This window comes from Pseudomonas sp. Irchel s3b2 (assembly GCF_900187445.1).
Lineage (GTDB): Bacteria > Pseudomonadota > Gammaproteobacteria > Pseudomonadales > Pseudomonadaceae > Aquipseudomonas.
Genome location: NZ_FYEB01000011.1, coordinates 45,159 through 65,122, shown reverse-complemented (window position 1 = coordinate 65,122; position 19,964 = coordinate 45,159). Strand labels below are relative to the sequence as shown.

General features: G+C 60.3%; 18 protein-coding genes. 13 read left to right on the top strand and 5 right to left on the bottom strand.

Annotated features, from left to right (window positions below; genetic code table 11):
• The first annotated feature begins 14 nt into the window (after positions 1–14).
• A complete protein-coding gene (locus CKW20_RS20905; protein WP_095054577.1) occupies positions 15–713 on the top strand; it encodes an OmpW family protein in 699 nt (232 codons plus the stop codon).
• Positions 714–814: 101 nt separating this feature from the next.
• Here the strand turns inward: CKW20_RS20905 and CKW20_RS20900 are convergent, their stop codons facing one another.
• Entirely contained in the window at positions 815–1,744 is a 930-nt protein-coding gene (locus tag CKW20_RS20900; protein ID WP_095054576.1) for an NAD-dependent epimerase/dehydratase family protein, read from the bottom strand.
• Entirely contained in the window at positions 1,737–2,621 is an 885-nt protein-coding gene (locus CKW20_RS20895; protein ID WP_095054575.1) for a sugar nucleotide-binding protein, read from the bottom strand. The genes CKW20_RS20900 and CKW20_RS20895 overlap by 8 nt, the downstream gene beginning before the upstream one ends.
• Positions 2,622–2,946: 325 nt before the next feature.
• Here CKW20_RS20895 and CKW20_RS20890 point away from each other — a divergent pair, with 325 nt between their 5' ends.
• The 5 genes from CKW20_RS20890 to CKW20_RS20870 all read left to right on the top strand — a co-directional run bounded on the left by CKW20_RS20890 (position 2,947) and on the right by CKW20_RS20870 (position 11,473).
• Complete coding sequence (locus CKW20_RS20890) at positions 2,947–7,287, top strand: DEAD/DEAH box helicase (RefSeq protein WP_095054574.1); 4,341 nt, start codon at positions 2,947–2,949, stop codon at positions 7,285–7,287.
• A gap of 199 nt (positions 7,288–7,486) precedes the next feature.
• Positions 7,487–8,413: a DUF72 domain-containing protein gene (locus tag CKW20_RS20885; RefSeq protein WP_095054573.1), complete on the top strand. Its 927-nt coding sequence runs from the start codon at positions 7,487–7,489 to the stop codon at positions 8,411–8,413.
• On the top strand, positions 8,410–9,207 hold the full coding sequence (locus tag CKW20_RS20880) for an endonuclease/exonuclease/phosphatase family protein (protein ID WP_095054572.1): 798 nt from the start codon (positions 8,410–8,412) through the stop codon (positions 9,205–9,207). The genes CKW20_RS20885 and CKW20_RS20880 overlap by 4 nt, the downstream gene beginning before the upstream one ends.
• Positions 9,204–10,490 carry a cardiolipin synthase ClsB gene (gene clsB / locus CKW20_RS20875; RefSeq protein WP_095054571.1) on the top strand — a complete coding sequence of 429 codons (1,287 nt, stop codon included), beginning with the start codon at positions 9,204–9,206 and terminating at the stop codon, positions 10,488–10,490. The genes CKW20_RS20880 and clsB overlap by 4 nt, the downstream gene beginning before the upstream one ends.
• Positions 10,487–11,473: a lysylphosphatidylglycerol synthase domain-containing protein gene (locus tag CKW20_RS20870; RefSeq protein ID WP_095054570.1), complete on the top strand. Its 987-nt coding sequence runs from the start codon at positions 10,487–10,489 to the stop codon at positions 11,471–11,473. The genes clsB and CKW20_RS20870 overlap by 4 nt, the downstream gene beginning before the upstream one ends.
• A 125-nt stretch (positions 11,474–11,598) precedes the next feature.
• On the opposite strand, the gene CKW20_RS20865 is transcribed toward CKW20_RS20870, so the two are convergent.
• The 3 genes from CKW20_RS20865 to CKW20_RS20855 form a co-directional block, all read right to left on the bottom strand.
• The gene (locus CKW20_RS20865; protein WP_095054569.1) at positions 11,599–12,357 is read right to left on the bottom strand and encodes a S9 family peptidase; all 759 of its coding nucleotides are present in this window, start codon (positions 12,355–12,357) and stop codon (positions 11,599–11,601) included.
• Complete coding sequence (locus CKW20_RS20860) at positions 12,347–13,456, bottom strand: DUF3182 family protein (protein WP_095054568.1); 1,110 nt, start codon at positions 13,454–13,456, stop codon at positions 12,347–12,349. Before CKW20_RS20860 ends, CKW20_RS20865 begins: the two co-directional genes overlap by 11 nt.
• Positions 13,457–13,763: 307 nt before the next feature.
• Positions 13,764–14,759, bottom strand: a complete 996-nt coding sequence (locus CKW20_RS20855; protein ID WP_095054567.1) for a GlxA family transcriptional regulator — start codon at positions 14,757–14,759, stop codon at positions 13,764–13,766.
• Between the two features lie 102 nt (positions 14,760–14,861).
• On the opposite strand from CKW20_RS20855, the gene CKW20_RS20850 reads away from it, so the two are divergent.
• The 7 genes from CKW20_RS20850 (at position 14,862) to CKW20_RS20820 (ending at position 19,956) form a co-directional block, all read left to right on the top strand.
• Positions 14,862–15,410, top strand: coding sequence for a cysteine hydrolase family protein (locus CKW20_RS20850; RefSeq protein ID WP_095054566.1), 549 nt, complete (start codon positions 14,862–14,864; stop codon positions 15,408–15,410).
• 304 nt (positions 15,411–15,714) lie between these two features.
• Complete coding sequence (locus CKW20_RS20845) at positions 15,715–16,296, top strand: YjfI family protein (protein WP_095054565.1); 582 nt, start codon at positions 15,715–15,717, stop codon at positions 16,294–16,296.
• A 24-nt stretch (positions 16,297–16,320) separates the two neighbouring features.
• Complete coding sequence (locus tag CKW20_RS20840; RefSeq protein WP_095054564.1) at positions 16,321–17,019, top strand: PspA/IM30 family protein; 699 nt, start codon at positions 16,321–16,323, stop codon at positions 17,017–17,019.
• A gap of 164 nt (positions 17,020–17,183) precedes the next feature.
• Positions 17,184–17,747: a rhomboid family intramembrane serine protease gene (locus tag CKW20_RS20835; protein ID WP_095054563.1), complete on the top strand. Its 564-nt coding sequence runs from the start codon at positions 17,184–17,186 to the stop codon at positions 17,745–17,747.
• 70 nt (positions 17,748–17,817) lie between these two features.
• The gene (locus CKW20_RS20830) at positions 17,818–18,852 is read left to right on the top strand and encodes an ion channel (protein WP_095054562.1); all 1,035 of its coding nucleotides are present in this window, start codon (positions 17,818–17,820) and stop codon (positions 18,850–18,852) included.
• Positions 18,839–19,513 carry a DUF2491 family protein gene (locus CKW20_RS20825; RefSeq protein ID WP_095054561.1) on the top strand — a complete coding sequence of 225 codons (675 nt, stop codon included), beginning with the start codon at positions 18,839–18,841 and terminating at the stop codon, positions 19,511–19,513. The genes CKW20_RS20830 and CKW20_RS20825 overlap by 14 nt, the downstream gene beginning before the upstream one ends.
• A 14-nt stretch (positions 19,514–19,527) precedes the next feature.
• Entirely contained in the window at positions 19,528–19,956 is a 429-nt protein-coding gene (locus CKW20_RS20820) for a DUF350 domain-containing protein (RefSeq protein WP_095054560.1), read from the top strand.
• The last annotated feature ends 8 nt before the right edge of the window (positions 19,957–19,964 follow it).

Below are 19,964 nucleotides of genomic sequence, written 5' to 3'. Positions count from 1 at the left end.
CCTTTGGAGCCCCCATGCACAAGTCCAAGCTCTGCGCTTCGCTGTTCGCCCTCGCGCTCGCAGCCCCGCTCGTCCATGCTCACACCGCCGGTGACATCATCGTTCGGGCCGGTGCGATCACCGTCAACCCGGAAGCCGACAGCTCCAGCGTCAAGGTCGATCAGGGCCCATTGAAGGGCGCCGATCTGGGTGGCAAGGCCACCATGAGCAGCGACACGCAATTGGGCCTGAACTTCGCTTACATGATCACCAACCATCTGGGGATCGAACTGCTCGCGGCCTCGCCGTTCGAGCATGACGTGAAGCTCAAAGGCACCGCCCTCGGCGCCGCCAACGGCAAACTCGGCACCCTCAAACACCTGCCGCCAACCCTGAGCCTGGTCTACTACCCGCTGGACGCCAAGTCTGCATTCCAGCCGTATATCGGTGGCGGTATCAACTACACCTGGATCTACGACGAGCACGTCAGCAGCGAAGCCAGCGCCAACGGCTTCAGCAACTTCAAGACAGAAAACTCCTGGGGCCTGGCCTGGCAGGTCGGTGCCGATTACATGCTGACCGACAACGTGATGATCAACGCCCAGGTGCGTTACATCGACATCGACACCACCGCGACCGTGGAAAACAACGCCGTCGCGCCGGGCACCCGTGCCAAGGTCGACGTTGATGTGGACCCGTTCATTTACATGGTGGGTCTGGGCTACAAGTTCTAAACCCGCTGCAAACAAAAGGCGCCTCGACAGGCGCCTTTTTCATTGCCTCACCGGACGCGGAGCGTCCCTGGCTGCATTCCCACGCGGAGCATGGGAACGATCTATCGTCCCAACAACCGCGCCAGGCCGACACTCATCGGTGTCTGCTGCGGGCAGGTAAACCGCTCCAGCAAACGTCGGTTGTTCGCGCGTGAATGGCGGATGTCACCGGAACGCGCCGGGCCGTAGCTCACGGGCGGCAGCTTGCCAACCACCGCTTCAAGGGCTGTAAGCATTTGCTTGAGGCTTGTAGCCTGATTCCAACCGACATTCACCGCGCCAACCTCAACCTGCGGTTTCTCGATGGCTTGCACCAGCACGTCGACCAGGTCCTCGACATAGACAAAATCGCGAGTCTGCTCGCCATCGCCGAACACGGTGATCGGCAAGCCTTTCTGCGCGCGTTCGCTGAAAATGCTGATCACCCCGGAGTAGGGCGAGGACGGATCCTGGCGCGGGCCGAAGATGTTGAAGAAGCGGAAAATCACCGGTTCCAGATCATGCTGGCGACGATAGAAATCGAAGTAATGCTCGCTCGCCAACTTGTCCGCCGCATACGGCGTCAACGGTGCCTTGGGCGTGTCTTCGTCGATCGACTCGCCTTCGCCGTTGTTGCCGTAGACCGCGGCGCTGGATGCAAACAGCACCCGCTTTACGCCAGCCTGACGCATGGCTTCGCAGACATTCAACGAGCCGATGAAATTGCTCTGATGTGTTTTCACCGGATCATCCACCGAAGCCTGCACCGAGGCCACCGCGGCCAGGTGCGCCACAGCGCTGCAACCGACCATTGCCTGCGCCACCAATGCGGCATCGGCGACGTCGCCCACGATCAGTTCGACGAGGGGATTGTCCAGCGGCAGGTTGCTGCGTTTGCCGGTAGAGAGGTCATCGACAATGCGCACCGAATGCCCTTTGGCAAGCAAGGCGTCGGTCAGGTGCGAACCGATGAAACCGGCGCCGCCGGTGATTAAAACAGGGCCGTTAGCCATGGCGATAAAACCTATCCAGTAAGCCCGGGAGTGCCGCGCGCCAGGCGCGGGGCTTGATCCCGAAAGTGTGCAGAATTTTCTTGCAGGCCAGCACCGCGTGTTGCGGTTCTTCGGCGGCGTCGGGCCGCGCGGCGTGAGCCTGGGCGGTCGGCGCTTCAATGGCCAATGAGTGCAGGGCGCGTGCTTCGGTAAGAATAGCCTGCCCCAGTGCCAACGGCGTGGTCGCCTCATGCCCGGCGTAGTGATAAGTGCCCCACAGCGGCGCCGCGCAATCGAGTTGCTTGAGCACCGAAATGATCACCCGGGCGGCATCGTCCACCGGCGTCGGATTACCGCGACGATCATCGGCCATCAGCAGTTCTTCAGCTTTCTCGGCCCGGGAAAGGAATCGCCCGAGGGTGCCGTCGGGGCTGTCATCGAGCAGCCAGCCGAAACGCAGCAGCACGTGCTGCGGACAGGTGGCGCGCACGCTTTGCTCGATTCGCCACAAGGCCTGACCGCGCAGGCCCAGCGGTACCGGTTCGTCTTTTTCGCTGTAGGCGGTCGCCCGGGAGCCATCGAACACGCGATAACTCGACGGTTGCAGCAGCACGATGTTGTGATGCTGGCACAGCTCGGCCAGCCGCTCGATGGCGCGTTCCTGCCCGGCCAGACGCTGTTCGCTGACGGTCTCCGCCTGGAACCAGTCGAAGTAATAGGCGAGATTGATCAACGCATCCGGACGGGTATCGTCGAGCAGTTGCGTCAGGCTCGCGGCGTCCCAGCCGTCTTGCGGGGGGCGGGGGGCGAGGAAACCGATGTCTTCCTCCGCACCGAGGCGAATCAGCGCCTGCCCAAGGGCATTTCCGCCGCCCAGTAACATAAGGCGCATTCGCATAGAGTCAGCAGGCCCAGTCTGATTGGAACGATGGCTTTATCGACAGCACCCGCAGGCGATGTCTTCAATAATTGCCGGAATCGTTGCATTTTGCGGGTTTAGTGCGCAACCGTCATCCGTAAAGTGTAGATCCCAGGGATTTGTGGTGCTGCTACTGGCCTCTTCGCGGGCAAGCCTCGCTCCTACAGGGTTTATCGCGATCAACACATTCCGTGTAGGAGCGAGCGGTGCGGCGATCCGACTTGCTCGCGAAGAGGCCCTCAGCGCCGACACAGGTCCTGAGCGGTACTTGCAACTTCCCGCCCCCACCCGCATAAATGACTCCATGAATCTGCCTATCCCCACGGATGCTGCCCTGGCAGGCTTTCACCCCGCCGTCAGCGCCTGGTTCAGCAATACCTTCCCAGCGGCCACCGCCGCCCAGGCCCGGGCGTGGCCGTTGATCCGCCAGCGCCGTTCGACCCTGATCGCCGCGCCCACCGGTTCCGGCAAGACCCTCACCGCGTTTCTGGCGGTGCTCGACGATCTGGTCCATCGCGGCCTGGAGAGCCCGGACGGCCTGCCGGATGAAACCCTGGTGGTCTACGTTTCGCCGCTCAAGGCGTTGTCCAACGACATCCAGATCAACCTGCAAAACCCGCTGGCCGGCATCACCGAACAATTGCGGGTGATGGGCCTGCCCGACGTGCCGATCAGCACTGCCGTGCGCACCGGCGATACGCCGCAAAAAGACCGCTCGGCCATGCGCAAAACCGCGCCGCACATTCTGGTGACCACCCCGGAATCCCTTTACGTGCTGCTCGGCTCCGACTCCGGCCGGCAAATGCTCGGCACCACGCAAACGGTGATCGTCGACGAAATCCACGCCATTGCCGCCAGCAAACGCGGCAGTCATCTGGCCCTGAGCCTGGAGCGTTTGCAGGCACTGACTTTAAATAAATCGTGCTCGCAACCACTGGTGAGGATCGGCCTGTCCGCCACGCAAAAACCCATCGAAGCGGTGTCGCGCTTTTTGGTCGGCCGTGATCGCGACTGCGACATCATCGACATCGGCCACGCCCGCCCACGGGATCTCGATATCGAGGTGCCACCCGTGCCGTTGTCGGCGGTAATGGCCAACGACGTCTGGGAACTGGTCTATGACCGACTCGCCGTCCTCGCCCGTGAACACCGGACCACGCTGATTTTCGTCAACACCCGTCGCCTGGCCGAACGCCTGAGCCGACACTTGAGCGAACGCCTCGGCAAGGACGCGGTGGCGGCCCACCATGGCAGCCTCGCCAAAGAGTTTCGCCTGGATGCCGAGCAACGCCTCAAGCGCGGCGAGCTGCAAGTGCTGATCGCCACTGCTTCGCTGGAATTGGGGATCGATATCGGCGACGTCGACCTGGTGTGCCAGATCGCTTCGCCCCGTTCGATTGCCGGGTTTCTGCAACGGGTCGGCCGCTCCGGGCACCAGGTCGGCGGCACGCCCAAGGGCCGGTTATTCGCCACCACTCGCGACGACCTGATCGAATGCGCCGCCCTGCTCGATTGCGTCCGCCGTGGCGAACTCGACACGTTGCAGATCCCCGAAGCGCCGCTGGACGTGCTGGCCCAGCAGATCATCGCCGAGGTCAGCTGTCAGGAATGGCAAGAGCAGGCGTTGCTGGAGAAGCTGCGCAATGCGTCGCCTTACGCCACACTCGACGAAAAGCACTATCAGGCACTGCTGCAAATGCTCGCCGAGGGTTACAGCGGCCGCTTGGGTGTTCGTAGCGCTTACCTGCATCGAGACGCCGTAAGCCGCACTCTGCGCGGCCGTCGAGGCGCCAAGCTGACCGCCGTGACCAGCGGCGGGACGATTCCGGACAACGCCGACTACAGCGTTTTGCTGGAGCCTCAAGGGCTAAACATCGGCAGCGTCAACGAAGACTTCGCGGTGGAAAGCATCGCCGGGGATATCTTTCAGCTGGGCAATACGTCGTATCGAATTCTGCGGGTTGAAACCGGTAAAGTCAGGGTCGAAGACGCTCAGGGCCAACCGCCAACCATTCCATTCTGGCTCGGTGAAGCACCGGGTCGCAGCGATGAACTGTCGTTCGCCGTGGCCCGCCTGCAAGCGCAACTCGATGAGCGCCTCGGCGCCACGCCCGGCGACTTGCAGCCAGCCGTCGACTGGCTGACCGACGTACTCGGCTTGAACCTCGCCAGTGCCGAGCAATTGGTCGATTACCTGGCCCGGGCACGGCTGACCCTCGGCGCCTTGCCATCGCAAGACACGCTGCTGATGGAGCGGTTTTTTGACGAGTCCGGCGGTACGCAGTTGATCATCCATTCGCCGTTCGGCAGCCGCATCAACCGCGCCTGGGGCCTGGCCCTGCGCAAGCGTTTCTGCCGCACCTTCAACTTCGAGTTGCAGGCCGCCGCCAGCGAGGACGCCATCGTGCTGTCGCTGTCCACCGGTCACAGTTTCGAGCTGGAGGACGTCTGGCGCTACCTGCACAGCAACAGTGCCGAGCACATGCTGATTCAAGCGGTACTCGAGGCGCCGTTGTTCGGCGTGCGCTGGCGCTGGAACGCGGGGGTCGCCCTGGCGCTACCGCGCTACAGCGGCGGACGCAAAGTGCCGCCGCAGATTCAGCGAATGAAAAGCGAAGACCTGATCGCCAGCGTGTTTCCCGATCAGATCGCCTGTGTGGAAAACCTCGCCGGCGAGCGTGAGATTCCCGACCATCCCTTGGTTGAACAAACCCTCGACGATTGCCTCCATGAGGCCATGGACTGCGAAGGCTGGCTGGCGTTGTTGCGGCGCATGGAACAGGGCGACATCCGCCTGATCAGCCGCGACTTGCCAGCGCCCTCGCCGCTGGCGGCGGAGATTCTCAGCGCCCGCCCCTACACCTTTCTCGACGACGCGCCGCTGGAAGAGCGCCGCACTCAGGCCGTGCTCAACCGCCGCTGGAGCGAACCGCAATCCACCGACGACCTCGGTGCGCTGGACGCCGAGGCGATTACCGCGGTGCGTGATGAAGCCTGGCCAACGCCCACCGGCATCGATGAAATGCATGAAGCCTTGATGAGCCTGGCGTGCATCGCCGACGCCGAGGCTCTGGCCAACCCGAATTGGCTCGATTGGCTAAACACTTTGGCCGACAGCGGCCGCGCCAGCCGTTTGCAGATCAACGCCGAGCAATCGCTATGGTTGGCGCTGGAACGGCTGACCTGTCTACTGGCGATTTATCCACAGGCCAAATGCGTTCCACCGTTGGAGGCGTTGCCCGGTTTCGATGAAACCTGGGAGCCGGAAGAAGCAGTGCTGGAACTGATTCGTGCACGGCTCAGCGCGTTTGGTCCGTTGCCGCTGAAGGCGATTGCCGACCCGCTTGGATTACCGGCGATTCAAGTCACTCAGGCATTGGCGCAACTGGAGCGCGAAGGCTATGTACTGCGCGGGCAATTCACCCCAGGCGCCCCTGAAGAAGAATGGTGTGAACGGCATTTGCTGGCGCGGATTCATCGCTACACGGTCAAACGGCTGCGACGGGAAATCGAGCCAGTGGCCCTGCAGGATTTCATGCGTTTTCTGTTCGACTGGCAGCATCTTTCCGCCGTGAGCCAAGGTCAGGGCCGCACGGTGTTGCCGGCGATCATCAGCCAGTTCGAAGGTTACCCCGCCGCCGCTTCGGCGTGGGACAGCGACATTTTGCCGGCGCGGCTCAAAGACTATTCGGCGACCTGGCTGGATGATTTGTGTCGCAGCGGCAAACTGGTCTGGACCCGCCTGACCTCGCGCAACAAGAACACCAGCACCGCATTACGCAGCACGCCGATTCTGCTGCTGCCACGCAGTCAGGTCGGATTGTGGAGTGGCTTGACTGAGCAGACACCGGCCAGCGAACTGTCACCCAAAACACAAAAAGTCCATGAAGCGCTCAGTCAGCACGGCGCACTGTTTTTCGATGAGCTGATTCATGAAGCTCATCTGCTGCGTTCGGAACTGGAAATCGCCTTGCAGGAACTGGTCGGTGCCGGGCTGGTAAACGCCGACAGCTTCGCCGGCCTGCGCGCGCTGATCACCCCGGCCAGCAAACGCCAGAATCGCAGCAGCCGACGCGGGCGCGGGGCGTTTGTCGGCGGGATGGACGATGCCGGACGCTGGGCGTTGCTGCGACGCGGTTCGGCCGCGTCGGTTGTGGATAAGCAACGTCCGGCGCCCACACCCACAGAAACCCTGGAACACATCGCCATGACCTTGCTGCGCCGTTATGGCGTGGTGTTCTGGCGCTTGCTGGAGCGTGAGGCGGACTGGTTGCCGAGTTGGCGGGAATTGCTGCGCACGTTCCATCGGCTCGAGGCCCGGGGAGAGATTCGTGGCGGGCGGTTTGTCAGTGGCCTGGCGGGGGAGCAATTTGCGCTGCCTGAAGCGATTCCATTGCTGCGCGAAGTCAGGCGACGACCGCACGACGGGAGTTTGATCGCAGTGTGCGGAGTGGATCCGCTAAACCTTGCCGGCACTCTGTTGCCGGGCGCGAAAGTGCCGGCGCTGGCGAGCAATCGACTGGTGTATCGCGACGGTCTGCCGACCGCCGCCGAGATCGCCGGCAAACAACAGTTCTGGCTGGAGCTGGATCAGCAGGCGAGTGCCGAGGTGCGCAATAAACTGATTCGCCATAATTCCCTGTAGGAGCGAGGCTTGCCCGCGAAGGGAGCGCTGCGGTGTATCAGCAGGACCGCGCCATCGTTCTTCGCGGGCAAGCCTCGCTCCTACAGTTCAGACGATCTTTTCGTTTTTACCGCCCGTAGCCCCGTCGAAACTTTCCCACACACCCGGCAGTCATCAAAAGACAGAGGCTGTCCGAGGGCTACATTAGACGGGAGGCGACATGGCGGCGATTCATATTGGCATTTCAGGCTGGCGCTACACGCCTTGGCGGGGGGAGTTCTACCCGAAGGGGCTGACCCAGAAGCGTGAACTGCAATTCGCTTCACGGGCAGTGAACAGCATCGAAATCAATGGGTCGTTTTACGCCCTGCAACGGCCCGAACGTTACGCCCAGTGGTACGCCGAAACCCCGGCGGGCTTCGTGTTCAGCGTCAAGGCGCCGCGCTTTATCACCCACATCAAGCGCCTGCGGGACATCCATAAACCCTTGGCGAATTTCTTCGCCTCCGGAGTGCTGGAACTCAAAGAAAAACTCGGCCCGATACTCTGGCAGTTTCCACCCAACTTTAAATTCGACCCGGAGTTGTTCGAAAGCTTTCTCGAACAATTACCCCACGACACGGAACAGGCCGCCGCCCTCGCCCGCCAGCATGAACCGCGCTTGAACGGTCACGCCAGCATGAAGGCCTATGGCAAAAAACCGCTTCGTCATGCCGTGGAAATTCGCCACGAGAGCTTCGTCGATCCCGCCTTTGTCCGCCTGCTCAAACGCTATAACACTGCGCTGGTTATCGCCGACACTGCGGGCAAATGGCCGTATCGCGAAGACCTCACCAGCGATTTCGTCTACCTGCGCCTGCACGGCGCCGAAGAACTCTACGCCAGCGGTTACACCCCCCAAGCGCTGAAACGCTGGGGCGACCGGATCGATGCCTGGTATCACGGAAAGCAACCGGAGGATCCGGAATTGATCGCGCCTCGGCAAAAACCCAAGACCCGCAAGTCCCGGGAAGTGTTCTGCTATTTCGATAACGACATCAAAGTCCGTGCGCCCTTCGATGCCCGCCGCTTGCTTGAGCGTTTCCATCTCGACAAAGACCTCGTTACCGCTCCCGGCGAGCCGGTTGCCAAAGGGGTACTGCCATGAGCATTCCCGAACCTGTAGGCACGACGGATGAACAACAGCCAATTATCAGCTCGGTGAGCCGCTTCACCGTGCTGACGGTCAACACCCACAAGGGTTTCACCGCGCTCAACCGGCGCTTCATCCTGCCCGAGTTGCGTGAGGCGGTGCGCACTGTGTCCGCCGACGTGGTGTTTCTGCAGGAGGTCCATGGCACCCACGAACATCACCCCCAGCGCTACAACAATTGGCCGGCGATACCCCAATATGAATTTCTGGCCGATACCCTGTGGCCGCAATTTGCCTACGGGCGCAACGCGGTTTATCCGGCGGGCGATCACGGCAATGCGCTGTTGTCGAAATTCCAAATCATTCGTCACGATAACCTCGACGTTTCCATCAGCGGCCATGAGAACCGTGGAATCCTGCATTGCGTACTGCGCATGCCCGGTGATGGACGGGAAGTGCATGCCATTTGCGTCCATCTGGGACTGCTCGAAAGTCACCGGATGGCACAACTCAAACTGCTGACCCAACGCATGGAAGAGTTGTCGCAGGATGCCCCGGTGGTGGTCGCCGGCGACTTCAACGACTGGCGCCTGCGCGCCGATGCGCTGCTCAAGCCCTGCGGTTTGCGTGAAGTGTTCGCCGAACTGCATGGCAAACCGGCGCGCAGTTTCCCGGCGCGTCTGCCGGCGTTGCGCCTGGACCGCATCTACGTGCGCAACCTTAAGGCCAGCCATCCGCAAGTACTCGCGGCACGACCCTGGTCACACCTTTCCGACCATGCACCGCTGTCGGTGGAGATCGAGCTATGACCGGCCCATTGATGGAAAAAACCACGATCGAACACGTCTCCACACCTCCGCCCGTGCGCAAGCCGGCGATGGTTGACGTCGCATATGGTTGGCACGGTAACAACCGGGTCCAATTGCTGGAAAACGGTGAGGAATACTTTCCACGGGTGTTTGAAGTGCTGCGTCAGGCCCAGAGTGAAATCCTGCTGGAGACTTTCATTGTGTTCGAGGACAAGGTCGGCAATGAGCTTCAACAGATTCTGATTGAAGCGGCTCAACGCGGCGTGCGCATCACCGTCAGCCTCGACGGTTTTGGTTGTGGCGAACTGAGTACGGAGTACCTCGCGGCCCTGAGCAACGCAGGCGTGCGCCTGCAAATATTCGACCCCGCTCCGCGTCACTTCGGCATCCGCACCAACTGGTTCCGCCGTCTGCACCGCAAGATTGTGGTGGTCGACGGGACGATTGCGTTCCTCGGCGGCATCAACTTTTCCGCCGACCACTTGGCCGACTTCGGTCCCGAGGCCAAACAGGATTACTCGGTTGAAGTGCAAGGCCCGGCGGTGGCCGATATTCATCATTTCGCCTTGCTGCAAAGCGGTCGTCCGGCCCGGGCCAAATACTGGTGGCAACGCCGCAGACAGAGGCGCGCGGAACTGGCGGTCAGCGATCATGGGGGTCAGGTGCGGCTGGTGTATCGCGACAATGGCGAACACCCGGGCGATATCGAAGAGGTGTACTTGCAGGTCGTGCGCAGTGCCCGACGTCGCGTGGTGATCGCCAACGCCTACTTCTTTCCCGGCTATCGGCTGCTGCGGGAGATCCGCAATGCGGCGCGTCGTGGGGTCGAGGTGCGCCTGATTCTTCAGGGGCAACCGGATTTGCGGGTGGCCAGGCTCGCCGCACGCATGACCTACGATTACCTGCTGCGGGCCGGGGTAGTGATTTACGAATATTGCGACCGTCCCCTGCATGGCAAAGTCGCCCTGGTCGACGAGGACTGGAGCACCGTCGGCTCAAGTAACCTCGACCCACTGAGCCTGTCCCTGAACCTGGAGGCCAACGTGTTGATCCGCGACCGTGCCTTCAACCGCGACCTGTTCGAGCGTCTCGACGAATTGAGCAGCAACCACTGCAAGGTCATGTCGGCGGACAAGACGCCTCGCGGACGGGTCTGGCACATGACTGTCGGTTTTCTGGTGTTTCACTTCCTGCGGCATTTCCCGGCGTGGGCCGGTTGGCTGCCGGCGCATAAACCGCGCCTGAAACCCTTCATCCATCCGACCGGGAGCGATAAGGCATGAGGCATTCTGATGCGCAGCCTGCCCCTCACTCCGACACGCCGCGAAAATCCCATTGGCACCGCTGGAAAAAGCCTCTGACGATGCTGTTTTTTCTGGCGTTGATCGTGCTGTTCACGATGCTTGCCCAACGCATCGAATGGGGTGAAGTGTTCGATACCCTGGCCAACTTCAAAGTGCGCACACTGATCATCGCGTCCGGATTGACGTTGATGAGTTTTCTGGTCTACGCCTGTTTCGACTTGATCGGTCGCACCTACATCCGACAGGACCTGACCTGGCGGCAGATCCTGCCGGTGGGCATCATCAGCTATGCCTTCAACCTTAACCTGAGCGCCTGGGTCGGCGGGGTCGCCATGCGTTATCGGCTGTATTCGCGGCTCGGCGTGAGCAAAAGCAACATCGCGAAAATCCTCGGGCTGAGCCTGGCGACCAACTGGTTCGGCTACATGGTGATTGCCGGCACAGTGTTCAGCAGCGGACTGGTGCGAATGCCGCCGGGCTGGAAGTTGAGCAGTGGTGCCCTGCAAGGCGTGGGCGCGTTGTTGCTGCTGTTGAGCGCGGGGTATCTGGCGGCCTGTCGGTTTTCCAGGCGGCGGGAATGGTCGATTCGCGGCGTGGAAATCAATCTGCCGTCGCTGCACATGGCGGTTCTTCAACTGGCCCTCGGCGCGCTGAACTGGTCGCTGATGGCGGCGGTGATCTTCACCCTGCTGCCGAGCAAGCTGGACTATCCGCTGGTGCTTGGCGTGTTGCTGATCAGCGCCTTTGCCGGGGTTATCACCCACATTCCGGCCGGGCTCGGCGTTTTGGAGGCGGTGTTCGTGGCGTTGCTACAACATGAGGTCTCGCGGGGAAGCCTGGTGGCGGGGTTGCTCGCTTATCGGGCGATCTATTTCCTCTTGCCGCTGCTGATTACCGTGGTGATGTACCTGGTGGTGGAGGCCAAGGCGAGGTCGTTGCGGATTTCGAAAAAACCGGGATGAGGTGTGGCGTTCGGGATGACGCCTTCGCGGGCAAGCCTCGCTCCTACAGACCACAATGCCGTGACCGATACAAAACCCGTAGGAGCGAGGCTTGCCCGCGAATAATCGCAAGATCACCGCAAACCTCAACTCGACTGAATAATGCTCAACCGCTCGCCCACCACCATTTCCGTGATCCAGCCCACCAGGATCGTGGTGTACGCCTGTTGCGAGACAGGCTCGCTCAAGGCGTGATCGGCACCATCGATGATCCGGTGAGTCAGCGAGTGGGTCTGCTGACACGCCGCGCGGTAACTCATGATAGTCGCGTGGGGCACATAGGTATCGGTCTCGGACTCCACCAGCAACACATCCCCGGTAAATTGCGAACAGGCATGCAGCGCGCGATTGCTGTCGGCGCTGACCCGCGTGCTGCGATAATCGCGCAAATCGAGCTTGTCCAGCTCACGCTTGGGCGTGTGCCAAAAGTCGTCGCGATACAACGCCGGCACCCGCAACGCCAACCAGCGCACCGGGCGCAACGACGTCAGGATCGACGCCAGATAACCCCCATAACTAGTGCCGACCACCGCGATCGCTGAGGTGTCGAGCGCCGGGTGAGCGAGCAAGCGGTCGTAGGCTGCCAGCAGGTCGCGCAAGTTGTCTTCGCGGGTTATCCGCGACAACGGAATACCGGTCCCGCCCGTATGGCCGCGCAAGTCGAACGTCAGGCACACGCAACCCAAACCGGCGATGCCTTTGGCGCGCTCCAGATCGCGTTCCTGACTACCGCCCCAACCGTGGACGAAAAGCACACCCGGGACTTTCGATTTGGGGCTGAGAAAGGTCCCGCTCATCTGTTCATCGTCAATGTCGATCGCAATGGTTTCGCTTCTAGCCGTCATAGGATTTGACCGTTACGTACTTGAGAAGAAAGTCACTGTGTTCCGCCGGCCCGCGGTACACCTCAATGGCGTTGGCCGGCAGCGGTTGGTCGGTATAGGTTTCAACCGACGACACGCGAATCGCGCGCAAGCCGGGGTTGTTGACGAAGCTCTGCAGCGCCGCGACTTCGGCACTGCTTGCACCGCCGATGCGCCAGGACTGTTCGAGCACGCCGCTGCGTTGTTTGCCGTTGCAGTCCAGCCCCTGGGCGATGTCGTAGTTGCGTCGCGAGGCGTAGAAACCGGGGTAGGCTTCATCCGCTGCGCTGTCGAACACCTGCGCTTGCTGGATCGCCAGCCTTGTGTCATCCGGCAGTTCCAGCGCCAGCAGATCCTCGTAATAGCCCTGCACCACCAACAGGTTGGAGCCTCCATAAACCTGCTCGCCCTGACCGTCTTCGGTCAAGTATTGATCACCGCAATAACTCAGCACCTTGTCGCCAATGAAGCTTTGGCCGACGCTGTGGGTGATCACCTCGGTCAAGTCTTGTTCCAGCACTACGCCTTCGGTGAACAACGTTTTGACCTCGGGACGAGTGAGGATGGCGTCGAACTGGTCGAGGCTTTTGATCACTTCCTGACCGCGTCCGGCGCAGGCATGAATAGGCTTCATGCGGATCGGACCGCTATAGAGCAGATGCTCCGCTGCCGGGCGAGCATCGTCCAGGGAGAACACGCTGAGGCCGTCGAGTACGACGCTGCGTACCCGTTCGGAAAACAATGACGACCAGCCTTCGGGCGCGAACGCATAGCGGTTCAACAACCCATGACTGATGGCTTTGGTACAGATGAAATCGTGGTCGACGTAACCGCCCCACAAATCCTCCGGCCCTTTGACACCCAACTGCCGGGCGGCAGCAACGCCCACCAGCGTCTGGGTCGGCAACAGATAAACATCACGGCCGCTATGCAGGTCCAAGTCATAACTGCCGCCGTATTCGAGCCCGACGACCTGCGCCAGCCAACGGGCCAGCGCGCGATTGGTTTCGACTTCGTGCAGCGAGGCGTCGGGGCGCACCGAATGGGCGAGCACCAGTTTCTTGCGGTTTGTTGGGGTCATGCGTTCCCCTTCAATCTGCGCTTGATGAATGTAGTTGAAGGGGGTGCAGAGATCAGGCCAACAGCGGCTGGAGAGAAACGGGTTTAAAATCAGCCGGTTGCGAAATGCATGATGGCACCAAGCCTGTTTTATTCTGCACGACGCCTTTCAAAACTCCCGGCATTTTGCACGACCACAGCCTGGCGCAAGATCCAAATGTAGGAGCGAGCTTGCTCGCGAATGCGGTGGATCAATTAGCATCAATGTCGACTGATAGATCGCTTTCGCGAGCAAGCTCGCTTTTGCATTGGATCTGCGGTGATGCTCGCTACCGAGCCACCGCTGCGGTCGCAGACACACCAAACCGCCCCCGGTAATCACTCGGCGCCAGCCCGGTAATCTTCTTGAACGTTGCCCGAAACGCACTCGGATCCTGATAACCCACGGTCCAGGCAATGTGATCAATGGTGCCGTTTGTAAACTCGAGCATTTCCCGTGCCTTGCCGACTCGCAGGTGCTGGCAGTACTCGGTGGGTTTCAATCCGGTCGCCGCACGAAAACGCCGCAGGAAGGTGCGCTCTTCCAGCCCCGCCCGCTCGGCCATCGCCGCCACCGAAACATCGGTCGCCCCGGTGCTTTGCAGCCAATGCTGGACCTTGAGAATCGACGCATCGCCATGGCTGAGAATCGGTGAAAAATTACTGCCGCACTCGCTCGCGCTGTCGCTGTGTTCCACCACCAGAAACTGTGCCGTGCCGGTGGCAATGCTCGGCCCGAGCAAACGGTTCACCAGCCGCAACCCCAGCTCTGACCAGGCCATCAACCCGGCGGTGGTGATCAGGTCGCCATCATCGACTATGGGTGTATCGGCCTTGAGTTTGATCGCCGGATAACGCTCGGCGAAGGCCTTGGCCGAAGTCCAGTGGGTAGTGGCGCTACGGCCGTCGAGCAGGCTGCTTTCAGCCAACAGAATAGAACCCACGCAGACCCCGCCAAGGGTCGCACCGTTGGCATGTTGCTGACGAAGCCAGCGAATCAGTCCTTGGGGCGCCTGCCCCTTGGAAAAACCTCCGATCGAGGGCGGGATCAACACGGCGACCAATGCGCCGGCCGGGCCAGGATGAGTGTCATAGACCCGCTCGGGCACTTGATCGCCATCGACCTGCCAGTGACTGACCCGCAGTAACGGTAGCTGCGCCGCCTGATGCTCGGCGGCGATCCGGTTGGCCACGCCGAAAAGATCCGTCAGCCCATGCACCGCCGCCATCTGCGCACCGGGATAGATCAGCACTCCCAGTTCGGCGACTGCCCTTTCTACACCCATTGTCAGTTTTCCCCCTTCTATTGTCGGTGCGGCCAATCCTCGAACGGAGAGCCAGCGCCAATACTTCATTCCACACCCAATACACACTTCGAGGAAACACCCATGGCCAAGCAAGCACTCATCGTAGTCGATATCCAGAACGACTACTTCCCCCAGGGCAAGTGGCCGCTGGTGGGCGCCGACGCCGCAGCAGACAACGCCGCACGGTTGATTCAGGCGTTTCGCGAGGCCGGTGATCCGGTGGTGCATATCCGCCACGAATTCACCTCCGACGCCGCACCGTTCTTCACGCCAGGCTCTGAAGGCTCAAAGTTGCACCCCAAAGTCCTCAACCGCGCCGACGAGCCGGTGGTGCTCAAACACTTCGTCAACTCGTTCCGCGAGACCGAACTGGAGGCCCTCCTCGACCAGCAAGGCATCGAGCACCTGGTGATCGTCGGGAGCATGAGCCACATGTGCATCGACGGCATCACCCGAGCCGCGGCCGACCTGGGCTACACCGTCACGGTGATTCACGACGCCTGTGCCACCCGTGACCTGGAATTCAATGGCGTCACCGTGCCGGCCGCCCACGTTCACGCCGCCTTCATGTCGGCCCTGGGTTTTGCCTATGCCAGCGTGGTGTCCACCGACGACTTTCTGGCTGATTAAGGTGAGAAACCTGTAGGAGCGGGCTTGCCCGCGAAAGCGGTGTGTCAGGCGACATCAATGTTGACTGTACCGCCGTCTTCACGGGCAAGCCCGCTCCTACACAGTCGAAAAAATCTCACGCGTGAGCTATTGAGAGCTGCAAAAAATGCCTGTAGTGTTTCTCACGCGTGAGATTTTTCACAACGAGGCCAGCATCATGCAAAGCAGCTCTCCATCAGATCCGCCTACCGGATCTGTTACCGATTCAGCGAGCCAAAAGGGAGAGCGCTCGAAACCGTCCGCGAAAAAACCATCTAGCTTCTACATGAAGCAGATGCGCGCGGGCCTGGGTGCCGCCGGCTATGTGAAACACGAGACTTGGGTGCTTCCCGAAAACCGAAGCCTGCTCAAGCAGATGGAGAAACAGCTACGCCAACCGATTCTGGCTGGCTCATTCATGTCGGAGAATTACATGAGCGCAGGTAATAACTGGAACATCGATCGCCTCTACAGCGCCCTTCAGGCCCTCGACGAAGTGGTTTCGAACGACATCACCCTTTCCCTCGTTCAAGGCTCCGAGTCCAGCATCAAGCTGGAAATGAACGAGTTCGGTGGCTTGCCGATTTACATCGCGGTAGTGGGCGATCAGGTCATCGTGGATACCGTCCTGGTCGATGTCGAGTCCATCAACGACGTACCGGCCTTCAACGATGCCGTGCTGCGCAGCCGGGAAATGTTCCCGCTGTCCTCGATCGGTATCGAGTCCATGCCCAACGGTCAGATCGTTTACAACATGTTCGGCGCGCTGAGCTCCGACTCCAGCCTGACCAACGTCGTGACCGAGGTCAAAACCCTCGTCGACAACGTCCAGCGCGCCAGCGAAGCCTTTGAACGTTTCTTCATCTAATTTTTCGGGAACAGGAACTATCCAATGACTCAGTCCATCTGGAGCAAATTGTTCACCGCGCTGCGTGGCGGTGCCAATGAAGTCGGCGAATCGATCGTCGATCAACAGGCCCTGCGCATCCTCGACCAGGAAATTCGCGATGCTGACAGCGCGCTGGCCAACGCCAAGCGTGAGCTGGTCACCATCATGGCCAAGCACAAACTGTCGACTGATCGCGTCAGCGAGTACAACGCCAAGATCAAGGACCTGGAATCCAAGGCCCTGGCCGCGATCCAGGCCAACCGCGAAGATCTGGCACTGGAAGTGGCCGAAGCCATTTCGACCCTGACCAATGAACTGGACGTCGAGCAAAAGCAGGCCACCGAATTCGGCGGTTACGCGGACAGCATGCGTAAAGACATCACCAAGGCCGAAAGCCGCATCAAAAGCCTGCGTCAGCAAGTGGACATGGCCAAGGCGCGTGAAAGCGTACAGAAAGCCCAGGTCAGTGCTTCGATCGCCAGTGGCGGCGCCAACGGCAAACTGGAAACCGCCGTCGGTACGCTGAACCGCCTGCAAGCCAAACAGCAACAACGCGCCGCTGAACTGCAAGCCCAGAACCAACTGGCCGATGCGTCGACCGGCACCGACCTGGAGCGCAAGCTGCGTGAAGCCGGCATCACGCCGAACGAAGGCAGCGCCAATGCGATTCTGGAACGCCTGAAGAAAAAATCGGCTGAGTAATCGACTCAAGTGCCGGATGCATAACCTGTGGGAGCGAGCCTGCTCGCGAAGAGGTAGTGTCAGTCGACATCAATGTTGCCTGACAAAACGCTTCGCGAGCAGGCTCGCTCCCACAATGGATTGCGTTTCAATTTTCGTCGAGTCGAGTTGAGTCGAGGTCACGGATGGATACCCTGAAGGGTTTCAAGACAATCGCAGGCGTGGCCCTCTTCATGGTTGTGCTGCAACTGCTCAATGTTGCGACCGGCTACAGCCTGACTGCCTTCGGCCTGGTGCCGAGAACACTGCACGGATTGGCCGGCATCATTACCTCGCCTTTCTTGCATGGGTCCTTTACGCACCTGAGCACCAACCTGATTGCCTTTTTGATCCTCGGTACCCTGGTCATTGTCGAAGGGCTCAGCCGGTTCATGGTTGTCAGCGCTATCATTATTTTGCTGGGCGGTTCGCTGGTCTGGCTGTTCGGTTTTGCAGGTGTACACGTCGGTGCCAGCGGATGGGTATTCGGGCTGTGGGCGTACCTTCTGTCGCGCGCCTGGTTCCAGAGGAGCTGGAGCAATCTGATAACGGCCAGTATCGTGGTCCTGCTCTATGGCGGCTTGATCTTTGGCTTCCTTCCTCGCCAGGGCATGTCCTTTGAAGGGCATATCTTTGGGGCGATCGCCGGGTTTATTGCAGCCAAGGTACTGTTATCTACGCCGCGCAGCAGGTTTAATGCCGCCCGGTAACCGCACTTGAGCACTCAGACGCCAGAGCGATTACGTCGCCAGGAATGAGCCCCACGGAGTCAGGGATGTAATGTCGATTTTCCTTTTATTGCGCACGTACGCCTCATCCTTCTTCCATCGGTTCGGCTGGGCAGGCCTGACCATTGCGTTGGGCGTACACCTGAGCACGGCCTATATCGGCCTTGTGCTTCTGGGCGAACAACACCTCATCTCCCCCGCCACGTTTACCTACTTCTATCTCACCACCACACTCACTGTCGGCTACGGCGATCTCGCGCCACAAACAGCCGCGGGACGAATTTTCGTGGCGACCTGGGTCATGCTCGGGGGCATTGCGCTGCTGACGGCAGCCATCGGCAAAACCACCAGCAGTGTCATCGATGTATGGAGAAAAGGCATGAAGGGCAAAGGCGATTTCACCGGCAAGGTCGGCCATACGGTTCTCATCGGCTGGGAAGGTGCGTCCAGCGAGCGGGTCGTTGAATTATTGCTGCAGGACGAAACATCCAATGACAACCTGATCGTCATTTGCGATTGCGACCTCGAAGAAAATCCCATGCCGGGCAAAGCGGACTTTATCAAAGGCGAAAGCCTGTCCTCCGCCGCACTTTTGCTGCGTGCCGGCGTTCCCGGTGCCGAGCGTGTCCTGGTGCGTACCCACTCAGACGATCTGACCCTGGCCACCGTGCTGGCGGTCAATCAACTGAGCCCTGTCGGCCATGTGGTCGCCCACTTCAATGAAAGTGAGATCGCTGCGCTCGCCAGCGCCTACGCGCCCCGCCTGGAATGCACCTCGAGCATGGCCATCGAGATGTTGGTGCGCGCCTCTCAGGATCCAGGCTCATCCGTGGTCATCAATGAATTGCTGTGCGTGGGTCAAGGCGCCACCCAATATTTGATGAAACTGCCAGACACCTTTGAAGCAACGTTCGGCGATCTGTACGCACAGATGAAAGAACACCACAACGCGACCCTTATCGGCTACCGCGCCAAAGGCGCCCGACACCCGTCGATCAACCCGCCCGGCGCCACTCGCGTCGAGGGCGGCGAACTCTTCTACATCGCCTCAACGCGCCTCAAGGAAATCACCCATGGGATGGTTTAAACAGTTGATGGGGCTTGAGGCCCCGAAAGCGAATACGCAATCGAAATGGACAGCCAGCGAAACCCTGCCCGCCATCGGTCCACTGGGCCTGGCATTGGGTAAAGAGGTGATGTTCGACACCACCCTGAAGTTGTTGCTCGACGGCAACACCACCGTGGTCATCCCTGGCTCCCAACAGATCTGGAGCGCCGGCACCATTGATCTCGGGCAGTCGACCTGGCTGTCGCGCTATTACATGAACGACGAAGATTACTGGCTGCAAGTACACACTACCGGTGGCATCGCCGGACAGGTCGAATCGGTGATCCTGTTCAATTACCTCAGTTACATCACCATCAACAGTGAAGCGGAGCTGAGTCGGCTGGCCGGCCCTCAAAGCTTGATTGGCCTGCCGACTTACAACCACAACGGTGTCGAATACACCCGCGAATGGGGCACCGAGACCGGCCAGACAGAACTGGTGGCGCTGAGCGAACACCTGAAAAATCCGGATGAGTCCTACAGTATCGAACACCGTTCGATGCTATACGTCCGGGAAACCGGCCTGACCGATCGCCGGGAATTCCTGCTGTTTTCTGTCGAAGAAGACGCCGAAGGCACCATCAGCTTGAGCACTTCGCTGGGCATTTCGCTGTACACCACTGACCTGAACACTTTTTAAAAAGGAAGAAGTCCATGCTTGAAGCGCTCTCCATCTCCCTGAACAAAGCCGCCGTGCTCGGGTTTGTTTTGTACATTCTCGGCGCCGCCGTGCTGTTCGCGCTGTTCCAGTTCATCTACACCCGAATCACCCCGCACAAAGAGTTCGAACTGATCCGCTCGGGCAACGTAGCGGCCTCGATCGCACTGGGTGGCGCCATCATCGGTTTCGCCATTCCGGCCAGCAATGTGATCGCCTACTCAATCAGCATTCTGGACTTCGTCGTCTGGGCAGTGATCGCCGCTTTCGTACAGCTGCTGGCGTTTCTGCTGACCAGCCTGGTGCTCAAAGGCGCCTCTGAACGCATTAAAAAAGGTGAAATCGCTGCGGGTATCTATGTCGCGGCAGTGGCCATCAGCGTCGGCATGTTGAACGCCGCGTGCATGACCCCTTCCCAGAACTGATTGCGCAC